14 protein-coding genes are annotated in these 13,283 nt (G+C 63.9%); 7 read left to right on the top strand and 7 right to left on the bottom strand.

Annotated features, from left to right (window positions below; translation table 11 throughout):
- The 5 genes from WAN02_RS01000 to WAN02_RS00980 all read right to left on the bottom strand — a co-directional run.
- Positions 1-509 (bottom strand): MlaD family protein (locus WAN02_RS01000; protein WP_422261971.1); only part of this gene is annotated, 509 nt, incomplete at its 3' end.
- Positions 506-1,693, bottom strand: coding sequence for an MCE family protein (locus WAN02_RS00995; protein WP_422261969.1), 1,188 nt, complete (start codon positions 1,691-1,693; stop codon positions 506-508). The genes WAN02_RS00995 and WAN02_RS01000, both read right to left, overlap by 4 nt.
- Positions 1,694-1,705: 12 nt before the next feature.
- Positions 1,706-2,563 (bottom strand): MlaE family ABC transporter permease, encoded by an 858-nt coding sequence (locus WAN02_RS00990; RefSeq protein ID WP_422261977.1) that lies wholly within the window; start codon positions 2,561-2,563, stop codon positions 1,706-1,708.
- Between the two features lie 25 nt (positions 2,564-2,588).
- Positions 2,589-3,395, bottom strand: coding sequence for an MlaE family ABC transporter permease (locus tag WAN02_RS00985; protein ID WP_422261967.1), 807 nt, complete (start codon positions 3,393-3,395; stop codon positions 2,589-2,591).
- A 161-nt stretch (positions 3,396-3,556) separates the two neighbouring features.
- A complete protein-coding gene (locus WAN02_RS00980; protein WP_422261965.1) occupies positions 3,557-4,762 on the bottom strand; it encodes a CaiB/BaiF CoA transferase family protein in 1,206 nt (401 codons plus the stop codon).
- 309 nt (positions 4,763-5,071) lie between these two features.
- Here WAN02_RS00980 and WAN02_RS00975 point away from each other — a divergent pair, with 309 nt between their 5' ends.
- The 4 genes from WAN02_RS00975 (at position 5,072) to WAN02_RS00960 (ending at position 7,871) form a co-directional block, all read left to right on the top strand.
- Positions 5,072-5,773 carry an SDR family NAD(P)-dependent oxidoreductase gene (locus WAN02_RS00975; protein WP_422261963.1) on the top strand — a complete coding sequence of 234 codons (702 nt, stop codon included), beginning with the start codon at positions 5,072-5,074 and terminating at the stop codon, positions 5,771-5,773.
- Positions 5,774-5,783: 10 nt separating this feature from the next.
- Positions 5,784-5,984 carry a ferredoxin gene (locus WAN02_RS00970; protein ID WP_422261961.1) on the top strand — a complete coding sequence of 67 codons (201 nt, stop codon included), beginning with the start codon at positions 5,784-5,786 and terminating at the stop codon, positions 5,982-5,984.
- The gene (locus tag WAN02_RS00965) at positions 5,981-7,345 is read left to right on the top strand and encodes a cytochrome P450 (protein WP_422261959.1); all 1,365 of its coding nucleotides are present in this window, start codon (positions 5,981-5,983) and stop codon (positions 7,343-7,345) included. Before WAN02_RS00970 ends, WAN02_RS00965 begins: the two co-directional genes overlap by 4 nt.
- Positions 7,346-7,466: 121 nt before the next feature.
- Positions 7,467-7,871: a hypothetical protein gene (locus tag WAN02_RS00960; RefSeq protein ID WP_422261975.1), complete on the top strand. Its 405-nt coding sequence runs from the start codon at positions 7,467-7,469 to the stop codon at positions 7,869-7,871.
- A 2-nt stretch (positions 7,872-7,873) separates the two neighbouring features.
- On the opposite strand, the gene WAN02_RS00955 is transcribed toward WAN02_RS00960, so the two are convergent.
- Both WAN02_RS00955 and WAN02_RS00950 read right to left on the bottom strand, forming a co-directional pair.
- Positions 7,874-9,052, bottom strand: coding sequence for an acyl-CoA dehydrogenase family protein (locus WAN02_RS00955; RefSeq protein ID WP_422261956.1), 1,179 nt, complete (start codon positions 9,050-9,052; stop codon positions 7,874-7,876).
- The gene (locus WAN02_RS00950; RefSeq protein ID WP_422261954.1) at positions 9,036-10,046 is read right to left on the bottom strand and encodes an acyl-CoA dehydrogenase family protein; all 1,011 of its coding nucleotides are present in this window, start codon (positions 10,044-10,046) and stop codon (positions 9,036-9,038) included. Before WAN02_RS00950 ends, WAN02_RS00955 begins: the two co-directional genes overlap by 17 nt.
- A 123-nt stretch (positions 10,047-10,169) precedes the next feature.
- Between WAN02_RS00950 and WAN02_RS00945 the strand changes: the two genes are divergently transcribed.
- The 3 genes from WAN02_RS00945 to WAN02_RS00935 all read left to right on the top strand — a co-directional run.
- Positions 10,170-11,063 (top strand): NAD(P)-dependent oxidoreductase, encoded by an 894-nt coding sequence (locus WAN02_RS00945; RefSeq protein WP_422261973.1) that lies wholly within the window; start codon positions 10,170-10,172, stop codon positions 11,061-11,063.
- A 189-nt stretch (positions 11,064-11,252) separates the two neighbouring features.
- The gene (locus WAN02_RS00940) at positions 11,253-12,344 is read left to right on the top strand and encodes an amidohydrolase family protein (protein ID WP_422261952.1); all 1,092 of its coding nucleotides are present in this window, start codon (positions 11,253-11,255) and stop codon (positions 12,342-12,344) included.
- Between the two features lie 21 nt (positions 12,345-12,365).
- The coding region (locus tag WAN02_RS00935; RefSeq protein ID WP_422261950.1) for an amidohydrolase family protein at positions 12,366-13,283 on the top strand (918 nt) is incomplete at its 3' end.

The raw sequence follows: 13,283 nt of genomic DNA, 5'->3' as shown, positions 1-13,283 counted from the left end.
CCCTGGAACACTTCCAGCAGCGCCGACGAAAGTGCGTTCACGTCCCGCGGATTCAGGCCGTGGATGAGGGGTTTCAGTCCGCCGAGCAGCAGATCGAGGTCAAGGGCCGGCGCGGTGTGACTGACGTTGATCTGGCCCCCGGCGGGCAGCCGCCTGGTCGAACCCGGCCCGTCGACCAGCTCGAGGTAGCGGTCACCGACCAGGTTGAGGTAGCGAACCGCCGCCTTGGTGCCCTCGGTGAGCGCGACCGAGCGGTCCGCGTCGAATTTCACTACGACTTTCTTGTCCGGTTGCAGGGCAACACCATTGACGGTGCCCACCCGGACGCCGGCGACCCGCACCGAATCTCCGGCCTTCAGACGTGAGGCGTCGTTGAAGATCGCCGAATAACCGGTGACCGCACCGGTGCGGTACTGGCCGAAGGTGAAGAACAAAAACAAGGTCAGCAGCGACATCACGACGGCAAAAACACCGAACTTGACCAGCGTCGGTCCCAGTGAGCCCCTCATCCCTGTTGTCCAACCTGAGCAGGATTGCGCGGTGGCCCGTCAATCGGCCCATACAACAGCTGTTTGAGGCCGTCGAAGTTGAGCAGCAGTTGCGGGTTCCCGTACACCACCGGGTTGGAGCCGGTATCTGCGATGAGAACCTTGGCCGTGGTGTTGAAGGGATGGTTGGGCAGGTCCATGCAGTGGGGGCCGCCCGTCGCGGCGACCTTGGGCAGGTTGGCCGGGTACCGATAGCGCTCGGCACCGAACGTGAGACTGGCCGAGATCGCGATGCTCGGTTCGGGCAATACCGGCCCCTTCGCGATAACCGCGTCGCCGGTGAAGGTGCACGTCAGCGCCGGGGCGTATTCGTTGAGTAGGTCGGTGGTCGGCGCCAGTAGGTGGAAGACGGTCGTCAACCCCTTCCGGTTGGCGCCCAGGACGTCATTGCCGACGTCGGCCAAACCGATCGCGCTGATCAAGAATGCGTCAAGGTTGCGTTGCTCGTCGACGATCGACTTACTGATCTTCACCGAGTTATCAAGGGTCTTCACCAGATCCGCCGACGCATCGCCGTAGGCCCTGAAAACCGGCGCCGACATTGCGATGTCGTGACTCAACGCGGGAAGGGACGGATCGAACTTTGCCAAGAACGAGTCGAGGTCGCTGAACGCCTGACCGATCTTTTCGCCCCGCCCGCTGAGTGCCTGCGATACAGCACCGAGGGTCTCGTTGAGCTTTGCGGGGTCGAGCGTGCCCAGCACCGACGTCAGGTGCTTGAACACCGTGTTGACCTCGACCGTGACATGTTCGCTGTCGAGTACCTGACCGGCATGCAGGGACTGCGCTGACGGTTCCGCGGGCGGTACCAGCTCGACGAACTTGGCGCCGAACACCGTTGGCGATGTGAGATCGACGAGCACATTGGCCGGAATCAGGTGCATCTCGGAGGGATACATCGCCAAGCGCAAGACCGCTTGACCGTCAGGTCGCGACTCGATTGAGGCAACCTTGCCCACCTGCACACCGTGCATCTTCACTTTGGCGTCGGGATTCATCACCAGGCCGGCCCGTGGAGACATCACGGTCACCGGAATGGTATCGCTGAAGCTGCCCTGGAATAAGCCCACGGCGACGGCAACGATCGCGGCGATAACCGCGATGGACACCAGTCCCGTAAGTGCGCGTATCCCGTTGTGGGGCATGGAGTGTGTTCCCTATCCGGAGAGGTTGAAGTTTCCGTTTGAGCCGTAGATCGACAGCGAAACCAGCAGCGTTACCGATACCACGACGATGAGGGAGGTACGTACCGCGTTGCCGGTCGCGACGCCGACTCCCTCGGGCCCGCCTGACGCGAAAAACCCGTAATACGTATGCAAGAGCAGGACGGCGAGGGCCATCAGCACCGCCTGCAGGAACGACCACAACAAGTCGATCGGGTTCAGGAAGGTATCGAAGTAGTGGTTGTACAGGCCACCCGACTGGCCGAACAACACAACGGTGGTGAATTGGCTTGCCAGGAAAGACAGTATGACGGCAATGCTGTACAGGGGGGTGATGGCGAGCATGCCCGCGATGATCCGGGTGCTGACGAGGTACGAGATGGGCCGGATCGCCATCGACTCCAAGGCGTCGATTTCCTCGCTGATCCGCATGGCACCCAACTGCGCAGTCACGCCGGCGCCGAAGGTGGCGGCCAATCCGATTCCGGCGACGACCGGTGCCGCGATACGGACATTGATGAAGGCCGCCAAGAATCCGGTGAGTGCTTCGATGCCGATATTGCCCAGCGAGCTGTAGCCCTGCACCGCGAGCGTGCCACCGGCGGCCAGCGTCAGGAAGCCGACAATGACGACTGTTCCGCCGATCATCGCCAATGTCCCTGCGCCCATGCTGATTTCGGCGACCAGACGAATGATCTCTCGCCGGTAGCGGGTGACCGCGAAGGGTATGCCGGCCAGCGCTTTACCATAGAACACGGTGTGGTCACCGATCGAGGCGAGAGTGCCGATCGGCCTGCGCCAGGAACCGACCGCCCTAAACGTGCGCGGATAGGTGGCTCTTAGCGTCCTCACTAAGGTCACGGCATCTCCCCCGCCATCACTTCGTCGTGAATCGGATGCCGATCGCCGTAACGACCACGTTGACAACGAATAGCGCCATGAACGCGTACACCACGGTCTCGTTGACCGCGTTGCCCACCGCCTTGGCGCCGCCGGATACCGTCAGCCCCCGGTAGCACGCCACCAGGCCGGCAATGATGCCGAACAGCGCCGCCTTGACGCAGGAGATGATCACCTCGGGGACCCCGGTCAACAGGGTTATGCCCGCGGCGAATGCGCCGGGGTTGACGTCCTGGACGAAAACCGAGAACACGTAGCCGCCGACGATTCCGATGATGACGACCAGGCTGTTGAGCAAGAGCGCGACCAACCCGGCGGCAAGCATTCGGGGCGTCACCAGGCGCTGGACCGGGTTGATGCCCAGCACCTCCATCGCGTCGATCTCTTCACGGATGGTTCGTGAGCCGAGGTCCGCACACATCGCCGTCGCGCCGGCACCGGCCACGATCAACACCGTCACAAGCGGGCCGACCTGGGTGACTGCACCGAACGCCGCACCGGCACCACTGAGGTCCGCGGCGCCCAATTCGCGCAACAGAATGTTGAGGATGAAGCTGATCAAGACGGTGAACGGAATGGCCACCAAGAAGGTAGGAGCCAAGGCAACGCGCGCGACGAACCAGGCTTGCTCCAGAAACTCGCGCGCCTGAAACGGTCTGCGGAACGCGAACTTGATCGCGTCGGCGCTCATTGCGAAAAGCCCACCAACAGCCTGCATCGCGCCGAAGAGACCGTTCGGCAAGCTGATCCCGGTGGACCAGCGCTCCGCCCCTTTAGTCGCCATGGATCCCTACCGTTCTCACGCTGGTTTCTCCATCTCGTTCGCGTGAGTTGGCGTTCCCGGGCAGGACGGGACGGGCAACTCCCACATCTGGAAGCGTCCGGCGATTATGACCCATACCGCGTGCGGCGGGAGTGAAAATTGGCAACTGAGGGACCTCCGAATTAAGTGACGGCACCGATAGTTTTGAGCTCGATGATGCGGTCCCAGTCGAGCCCGAGTTCCATCAAGATCTCGTCGGTCTGTTCGGCGAAACCCGGCGCGGGTCCCGATACCGGAGCGGCCACATCGAACTGCACCGGGTTGGCGACCAGTTCGAGTTCGCCTGCCTGGACTACATATTCATTGGCCCGGATTTGAGCATCGGCGGCCGCCTGCAACGTGTCCTGCACCGGCGCCCAGGGTCCGGCGAGGGTGGCGAAGCGTTCGCTCCATTCCGCGAGACTGCGGGTGGCGATGGCCTTGCTCAGTATCTGCACGGCCTCCGCGGTGTTGGCCGCGATCTTCTCGTCGGTGTCGAACCGGGGGTCGTCGGCCAGTTCGGGCTGGTCGATGTGTTGGCAGACGTCGGCCCAGAACTTGCTGGCCTGCATCATCACGAACGAGATGTAGCGACTGTCCGATGTCGCATAGAGACCGACCAGTGGATTGATCGGAGAGCCGTGCACCCCAGGTGGAAAGGCCTCCATCCGTTGGTTCAGGTGGACGGTCAACGCGACAGTGTGTCCCATCGACCACAGCCCGCTGCCCAGCAGGGAGACGTCGACGACCGATGGTTCGCCGGTGCGTTCGCGTTTGAGCAGCGCCGCCGCGATACCGCCGGCCAGGTTGGTGCCGGAGATGGTGTCGCCGTAGGCAGGCCCGGGCGGGCCGACCATACCTTCAGTGCCGGGCGGGGTGATGGTGGCGGCCGTGCCGGCCCGACACCAGAACGCGGTCATGTCGTAGCCGCCTTTCTCCGACTCCGCGCCGCGCGGACCCAGGGCGCTGCCGCGGGCGTAAATGATCGCGGGGTTGACCGCGCGGATGTCGTCGACGTCAATGCCGAACTTCTTGCGGTGTCCGGGCAGGAAGCTGGTCAAGAACACATCCGACCGACGAGCCAGCTCGTAGAGCACCTCTTTGCCTTCGGGCACCGACATGTCCAGGCCGACACTGCGCTTGCACCGGTTGGCGTGCTCGATGTTCGGGTTGGGGTCGCCCTCGACCCGTAACATGCCGGTCTGCCGCAGGCCGCGCTGCGGGTCACCGGTCACCGCGTGCTCGACCTTGATCACGTCGGCGCCCCACTCAGCAAGCACCGCACCCGCCGACGGGACGAACCCGTACATCGCGACTTCGAGGACACGGATACCCTCCAGCGGCCTCATCAGGCCACCCCCGGGACGGGCACTGCGACGGCGGCCGAGTCCTGCACTGGCATTCGGTCTCCTCAAGACATGGATAATTCCATTCTCATCCCGGGCGAATCTTACATTCCGACAACGAGAATTCAACGAAACGGGAGAAACGAGACTGCCATACTCGTAGTCGATTCAGGCGTTCGCTATTTACAGCATCGTTGCAGGCTAATTGCGGTTTCTGAGCCTTCTTGCACCCGGCCACAGCCTGAGAGTAGGGTTCTCATATTCGGAAGGGAGATTCTTTGTGCTTGACACGGTCCCTGGCCGGGTGACCACGTGAGAACGGCTGTTGTCACCGGCGGCGGCTCCGGAATCGGATTGGCCGTCGCGGAGCGGCTCCGCAAAGACGGCTTCCGGGTCGCGACCATCGACCTCAAACCGTCCGAGACGGACTTGGCGTTCGCCGCCGATGTCACCGACCGCGCGCAGATCGACGCCGCGCTGTCCGGTATCCACGAGCAAGCCGGCCCCGTCACCGTGCTGGTCAACGCCGCCGGGCTGGACGGTTTCAAGCGCTTCACCCACATCGAGTTCGCGGATTGGCAACGGCTGATCGACGTCAACCTCAACGGGGTCTTCCATATGATCCAGGCCGTGCTGCCCGACATGCTCGAGGCCGAGTGGGGCCGCATCGTCAACATCTCCTCGTCCAGCACCCACTCCGGCGCTCCTTTCATGTCGCACTATGTCGCGGCCAAATCCGCAGTCAACGGGCTGACCAAGTCGCTGGCACTGGAGTACGGGCCGAACGGCATCACCGTGAACGCGGTACCGCCCGGCTTCATCGACACCCCGATGCTGCGCAGCGCGGAGGAACGCGGGAATCTCGGCGACATCGAAAAGACCATCGCGGCAACGCCGGTACGCCGGATGGGCAAGCCCGAAGACATTGCGGCGGCCTGCGCCTTTCTGGTATCCGAGGAAGCCGGCTACATCACCGGCCAGATCCTCGGCGTCAATGGTGGTCGAAACACATAAAGGGAATGTTGTGAAAGTTCGCGTTGATCCAGATCGCTGCCAGGGGCACACACTGTGCTCGATGATCGCGCCGGAGTCCTTTGAGCTCGATGACATCGAAGGCCACGCGTCGGCCGTCTCGGAAGACGTTGCGGCTGACCAAGAAGACGCCGTCCGGGAAGCCGCGCATTCCTGCCCGGAGCAGGCCATTCTGATCACGGAGACCTCATGAGCATCGACGACGTCGTCAGTGATAGCGATCGCAAGAAGAACCGCTATCACTTCGACCGGCACACGCCGGAGTACCGAACCCAGTTCGAGAAGATCACCGAGGAGATGCACACCAAGTGCCCGGTCGCCTGGAGCGACACCTACGAGGGTCACTGGGTCGCCGGCGGCAGCCGGGCGGTGTTCGAGCTGGCCCGTTGCCCGGTTGTCTCCAACGACCACGACATCAACGGTGAACGCCAAGGCTACAAAGGCATTTCGATCCCCACGGCCAAGCGCGCGAGCGGTGTACGCGGCGGCATTCTGGAGATGGATGAACCCGAGCACCGCGTCTATCGCACGGTGCTCAACCCTTTCCTATCGCCGGCCGCGGTCAAGCGCTGGGTCCCGTTCGTCGACGAGGTGACTCGCGCCTGCCTCGACGAGAAGATCGAACAGGGCCGCATCGATTTCGTCAATGATCTAGCCAACGTCGTGCCGGCGGTGCTGACGCTGGCGATGCTGGGCATCCCGCTGAAGAAATGGTCGATGTACAGCGAGCCCACGCATGCCGCGTTGTACACACCCGAACACTCCCCAGACCTTGAGCGCGTCAACGCCATGCACCGGCAGATGGGACTCGATCTGCTGAACAACATGATCGAGATCAAGGAGAATCCACGGCCGGGCATCGTCAACGCGCTCATCCAGTTGCGGATCGATGGCGAACCCGCGCCCGACCTCGAGGTCATGGGCAATCTCGGTCTGGTGATCGGCGGCGGCTTCGACACCACCACCGCATTGACCGCCCACTCGCTGGAGTGGCTGTCACAGCATCCCGATGAGCGCGAACGACTCAGCCGGGAGCGGGACACCCTGCTCGACTCCGCCACCGAAGAGTTCTTGCGCTACTACACCCCGGCGCCGGGTGATGGACGCACCTTCTCCGACGATGTGGAACTCGAAGGGACGCAGTTCAAAGAGGGCGAGCGGCTGTGGATTTCCTGGGCGATGGCCAACCGCGATCCGTCTGTCTTCCACGACCCGAACAAGATCATCATGGATCGTAAAGGCAACCGGCACTTCAGCTTTGGACTTGGCGTCCATCGCTGCGTCGGCTCCAACGTGGCGCGGACAGTGTTCAAGTCGATGCTCACCGCGGTGCTCGACCGGATGCCGGACTACGTGTGCGACCCCGAAGGCACCGTGCACTACGAGACCATCGGCGTCATCCAGGGCATGCGAAACCTGCCGGCCACATTCACGCCAGGCAGCCGGCTCGGAGCGGGTCTCGACGAAACCCTGGAGAAGCTCCAGCGGATCTGCGACGAGCAGCAACTGGCCCTGCCGATCACCGAACGCAAGGAAGCCGCGGTCATCGACTGAACATGCGAACCGGCGGCACGTAACTGGGCAATCCCAAGCATGGCCGCCGCCGGGCGGCTTATATTCAGCCGACGAACGGGAGGAGCATGACGTGAAGTCGTTGACGCTCGGTGTTGCGTTGATGGCAGCGACGGTGACCCTGGCTCCGGTGGCCCACGCCCATATGCCGTACGGAAACTACCAATTGCAGTCACCACGAGACCCGGGCCACTCGTGGCTGTGGGCACTCCGGCCATGCCCACCAGATAACCGCAACGACTGCCTCCAGAACCAGGCCCAGCCCAGACCCAACGGTCAAGCGCAGCCGTGGTACGCCGTTGCACACCTCGGGGCCGATAATCGTTACACGATGGTCATCGACGTGCCCGACGGTGTGCGCTGCACGGTCTACTTCCTGCCCTCGCACGACGTCTACAACTGGGACGCGGTGACGCTGACCGGTTCGGTGGACTCCACGTACAACGCGGGCTGTGCTGGCGCACCGGGCGGCACCAGCAGCTGGCCGTTCACCCTCTTCCGGGAGTGACGTCAGCGCGCAGGCAGTCCAAGCACTCGCTGGGCAATGATGTTCCGTTGGATTTCCGAGGTGCCGCCGGCGATGGTCCCCGAGAAGCTGCGGGCGTAGCGCTCGAACCAGCTGCCGTAGTAGTGGTCGAGGTTCATCGGCTCGTACCGCCCAGTCAATGCCGGGTGCAGCAGGCCGTCGGATCCCGCTGCGGACAAGGCGTTTTCACAGGCTTGCCGCTCGGCCTCCGAGCCCAGCAGCTTGAGCACCGATAGCGCGGGAACGTCTTCTTCGCCGCGGGCGGCCCGGGCCAGCGCTACCGATCCGAGCAGGCGGAGCGCCTCGCGGTCCATGATCGCGGTGGCGTGGTGGTCACGCTCGAGAGCGTTCACCGGGTGAAAGTCGGAGATCACGTTGTCGAGCCGGTCGGCGAAACCGAGCCACATCATCGTGCGCTCATGTCCCAGTGAGCCGTTGGCCACCCGCCAGCCCTGGTTGAGCGGTCCCACCAGATTCTGGGCAGGCACCGTCACGTCCTCGAAGAACACCTCGTTGAAGTCCAAGTTGTCTTGGCCGCAGATATCCGCGAACGGCCGCCGCGTCACACCGGGAGTAGCGGTCGGGATCACCAGTGCGCTGATTCCCTTGTGCTTAGCCGCATCCGGGTCGGTGCGGACGAACGTCAACAGCACGTCGGCGTCGTGGGCGCCCGACGTCCACACCTTCTGGCCGTTGACCACGAAGTGATCGCCGTCGCGCACCGCCTTGGTCCGCAACGAGGCCAGATCCGAACCGGCACTGGGCTCACTCATCCCCAGCGATGCGGTGATCTCGGCCCGCAGAATGGGCACCGCCCAGCGCTGCTTCTGTTCGTCGCTGCCGAACGAAATCAATGATGCCGCAATGATGTTGACGCCCTGCGGGTTGAAGCTGTGATAGATCCGGCGCTTACACAGCTCTTCCAGGTACACGTACTGCTGCAAGACCGTGGCATTGCGGCCACCGAACTCCGGCGGTTGCGTGGGCAGCAGCCAGCCGTTGTCGAACAGTAGGCGCTGCCAGCGACGGGCCCAATCTGGCATGTGCGACACCGACTTCGGCCGCTCCAGCGCCTCGGCCGCTGCAGCGGGTACGTGCTCATCCAGGAACGCGACGAACTCCGCGCGAAATGCCTCGACGTCTGGATCAAAGGTGAGCTGCACGGTACTCCTCGGTAACCCTCGCCCGGTGCTCGGCGGTTCCGCCGAGCATGAGCTCGCCGGCCTTGGCCCGCTTCAACGCGAATTGGAGGTCGTTCTCCCAGGTGAAGCCCATCGCGCCGAACAGCTGCAGGCCGTGGCGAAACACCAGCGACTGGCATTCGCCCGCAGACGCTTTCGCCATCACTGCGGCCAGCCGCCGCCGTGGATCGTCCGCGGCTATCGTCAGCGCCGCGTAGTAAGCCAGCGCCCGCGCCCGCTCCACCGCGACGTGCATGTCGGCCGCTTTGTGCTGGACCGCCTGGAAGGATCCGATCGGCACCCCGAACTGGTGGCGACTGCGCACGTGGTCGAGGACCAGGTCCAGAATCCGTTGGCACGCACCGACCATCGTCATCGCCATGCCCATCAGGGCAACATGCTGTGCCCGTTCGGTGTCGACCTTGACACGGGCGGTATCGGGCAGCCGCAGTCCGCTGAATGTCAGGTCGGCGACGTGCAGGACGGGGTCGAGCACGGCGCTGCGTCGCCTGGAAAGCCGGCCGCCCGCGTCGTCGGCGTTGACGATGAACACAGCGGCATCGGTCACCACCGCCAACCACTCGGCGCGGTCGCCGTCCAATACGTGCCGCGCGGTGCCGTCCAGCACCCACTCGTCGCCGTCGCGATGCACGGTGATCCCGCTGTAGACGGCGGTGCCGGATGCCTGCGGGTCGAACCGGTCGGCGGCCAGGGGTGCAAACTGGGTCATGGTCGCCAGAAACGGGGTGGGATCAGTGGCGCGTCCCAGCTCTTCGAGCACGATGGCCAGTTCGACGGCGGTCTCGGCCTCGCTCATCTCGGTCCAGCCGTGCTCTACGTAGGACCTCCAGACCGGGGTCGGGTCGACGCCGTCTTCGGCGACACCTCGGACCAACGCCGGCGGGCACTGCTTGCCCACGGCATCGCGCACGGTTTCCTGCCAGAGCCGCTGATCAGCGTCGAATTCCAGCAGCATCCCGGCCCACTCCTTAGATCAGTTAACGTGCTGTGAGAATAGTATTCTCTTAATAGCACAGTGACAATCTCACCGAGAACGCTCCGGGGCCGGGCGAAAGTCGGCGAGAGGTAGGCGGCGATGGTGGATATTGGGTTTATCGGTCTGGGCCACATGGGTTTTCCGATGGCGCGACGCCTGATCGACGCGGGGTACGACGTCATCGCTTTCGACACCCGCACCGACGCCTTGGACGGACTTGTCGCGCTCGGGGCCCGGCCGGCATCATCGCCGAAAGAGGTCGCCGACGTGGCCGAAACCGTCATGGCGAGCCTGCCCTCCCCGCAGGCTGCGATCGAGGTGGCGACCGGTGCCGCCGGCGTGGTCGAGGGCGGCCGGGTGCGCCGCTACGTCGACCTGTCGACGATCGGAAGCGCCACCGCGGTGCAGATCCACGACGTCCTCGCCGAGCGCAATATCGTCGCGATCGACAGCCCGGTCAGCGGCGGTGTCGGCGGAGCCGAAAACGGGACACTCGCGATGATGGTGTCCGCACCACGCCGCGAATTCGACGCACTCCAGCCGGTGCTGGAAACGCTTGGTCGATCGATGCATGTGGGCGAGCAGCCTGGTTCGGCGCAGACGATGAAGCTCGTCAACAACATCCTGGCGGCGACCGTGTTGGTCGCAACATCGGAAGTCGTTGTGATGGGCGCTAAATCGGGCCTTGACCCGCGGGTGATGATCGACGTGCTCAACGCGGGCTCGGGCGCGACGACTGCCAGCCGCGACAAGTTCCCGCGGGCGATCCTCCCCCGCACATTCGACTACGGGTTCGCCACCGGGCTGATGGTCAAAGACGTCCGGTTGTACCTCGATGAGGCGAAAGCGCTCGGTGTGCCGGTCGAGATCGCCGAAGCCGTCGCCGGACTCTGGGAAGCCACCCTCGACGACGAGGGGGCCGACTCCGATTTCACGTCCGTGATCAAACCGATCGAGCGGGCCGCCGGCGTCACCGTCGGCACCTCCGAACAGTGAGAATGATATTATCGCTGACGAAGAACAGCACTACTCGCACGAGGTCCGATTGTGGCCACTATCAGGTGCGATTAATAATCGAAATGCTTACGGGAAACCTGTTGATTAGCGGTGAACGGGGATGTTAGTTTGGCTACAGACTGCTGAACAGCTTCCACGCAGTCGGCCGATTCACGAAGGGTGGTTTAGGTGATCGAGCACCCGGACGGAACGCGCACGCCGATGATCGATGCCAGCGTGCACATCTTCTTCTCGTCCAACAAAGAACTGCGCTCGACGTTGCACGAGCCGTTCAAGAGTCGCGGCTTCCCCGACTACGAGATGGATTGGTACGGCGCCCCGGGCGGCGAGTACGCACCCAAGACCGAGGGGCCGAACCGGCAGTACCCGGGTTCGGACCCGGAATTCGTTGGCAACGAACTGTTTTCGAAGCGCGGTGTCGATATCGCGGTGCTGCACCCAATGGCGCGCGGCATCATGCCGGACCGCCATCTGGGCACCGCACTGCATGCGGCTCACAACGAGATGATGGTGTCGAAGTGGTTGGAGCACAGCCAATTCGGCGACCAGTTCCGCGGCACCATCCGGGTGAACCCCGACGACATCGCGGGCGCGTGCAAAGAAATAGAGAAATGGCGCTCGCACCCCAGGGTGGTCCAGATCGGTGTCCCGCTGCAGTCGCGTGAGGTCTACGGCAAGCCTCAGTTCTGGCCGCTGTGGGAAGCGGCGGCTGACGCGGGGCTTCCGGTGGCCGCGCACATCGAGGTCGGCTCGGGTATCGCCAATCCGCCGACCCCGAACGGCAATACCCGGGTCTACGAGCACTACGTCAGCTTCATGGCGCTGAACTACATCTACCACCAGATGAACATGATCGCCGAGGGCGTGTTCGAACGCTTCCCCGGCCTGAAGTTCGTCTGGGGTGACGGCGCCGCGGATTTCATCACCCCGTTCATGTGGCGGATGGATACCTTTGGCCGGCCGCACCTCGAGCAGACGCCGTGGGCGCCCCGGATCCCGAGCGACTACCTGCCCGGCCATGTGTTTTTCGTCCAGGGCAGCCTCGACGGCCCCGGCGACACCGAGTTCGCCGGCGAGTGGTTCGGCTTCACCGGCAAGGAAGACATGGTGATGTTCGGCTCGAGCTACCCGCACTGGCAGTGCGGCGACATCAACAAGCTGCCAAAGGCACTATCTACCGCGCAACGGGAGAAGCTGTGCTGGCGCAATGCCGCCGAGCTCTATGGCATAGACATCGCCGTCGGCTCAGGCGCACAGTAGAAGGAGAGCAAGGAGATCGAGATGACGCTGACCCATTCACAAGAGCGCGTTCCGGCCGCCGAGCGCATCGCCGTGCGGTGCGTCGACTCGGATGTCCACCCGGTGCCCCGGCGGGGCGAGCTCATCCAGTACATCCCCGAACCGTGGCGCAGCAAGTACTTCCTGAGTCGCACCGTGGGCGACCAGATCTACTACGACGCCCCCGACTACGCGCACGCCTACGCGATGCGCACGGATGCATTCCCGCCGGACGGCGAGTTCCCCGGCAGCGACCCGGACATGGCGTTCCGCCAGCTGATCATGGAAGCCGGTTCCGACATCGGCATTCTGGAACCCGGCGCCTATCCGGCGCGGATCCCCGAGGCGCAGCACGCGATGGCGGCCGCCCTGAACGATTGGCAGGCTCACCACTGGCTCGACAGCCACAACAACTGGCACCAGCGGTGGCGCGGATCGATCTGCGCCGCGATCGAGGAGCCGGAAGAGTCGGCTCGCGAGATCGAGAAGTGGGCCGGGCACTCCTACATGGCGCAGATTCTGATCAAGGCCGAGCCGCGGCCCCCTTGGGGTAACCCGAAGTACGACCCGATCTGGGCCGCGGCCAGCAAACACGACATGCCCGTGAGCTGCCACCTGTCCCGCAGCCAGTTCGACGAGCTGCCGGCCCCGCCGGTGGGATACCCCAGCTACAACCACGACTTCATGGTCACCTACTCGCTGCTGGCCGCCAACCAGGTGATGAGCCTGATCTTCGACGGTGTCTTCGACCGTTTCCCGGGGCTGCACATCGTCTTCGTCGAGCACGCGTTCACCTGGATCCTGCCGCTGATGTGGCGGATGGACGCGATCTACGAAGCCCGCAAATCCTGGCTGGACATCAAGCGCAAGCCGTCGGAATACGTCCAGGACCACATCAAGTTCACCACCCAGCCGCTGGAC

Origin of the sequence: Mycobacterium sp., from assembly GCF_049281135.1 — a bacterium.
Classification (GTDB): Bacteria; Actinomycetota; Actinomycetes; order Mycobacteriales; family Mycobacteriaceae; genus Mycobacterium.
The sequence above is the reverse complement of the archived record's forward strand: the minus strand, read 5'-3'. Positions and strand labels throughout refer to the sequence as shown.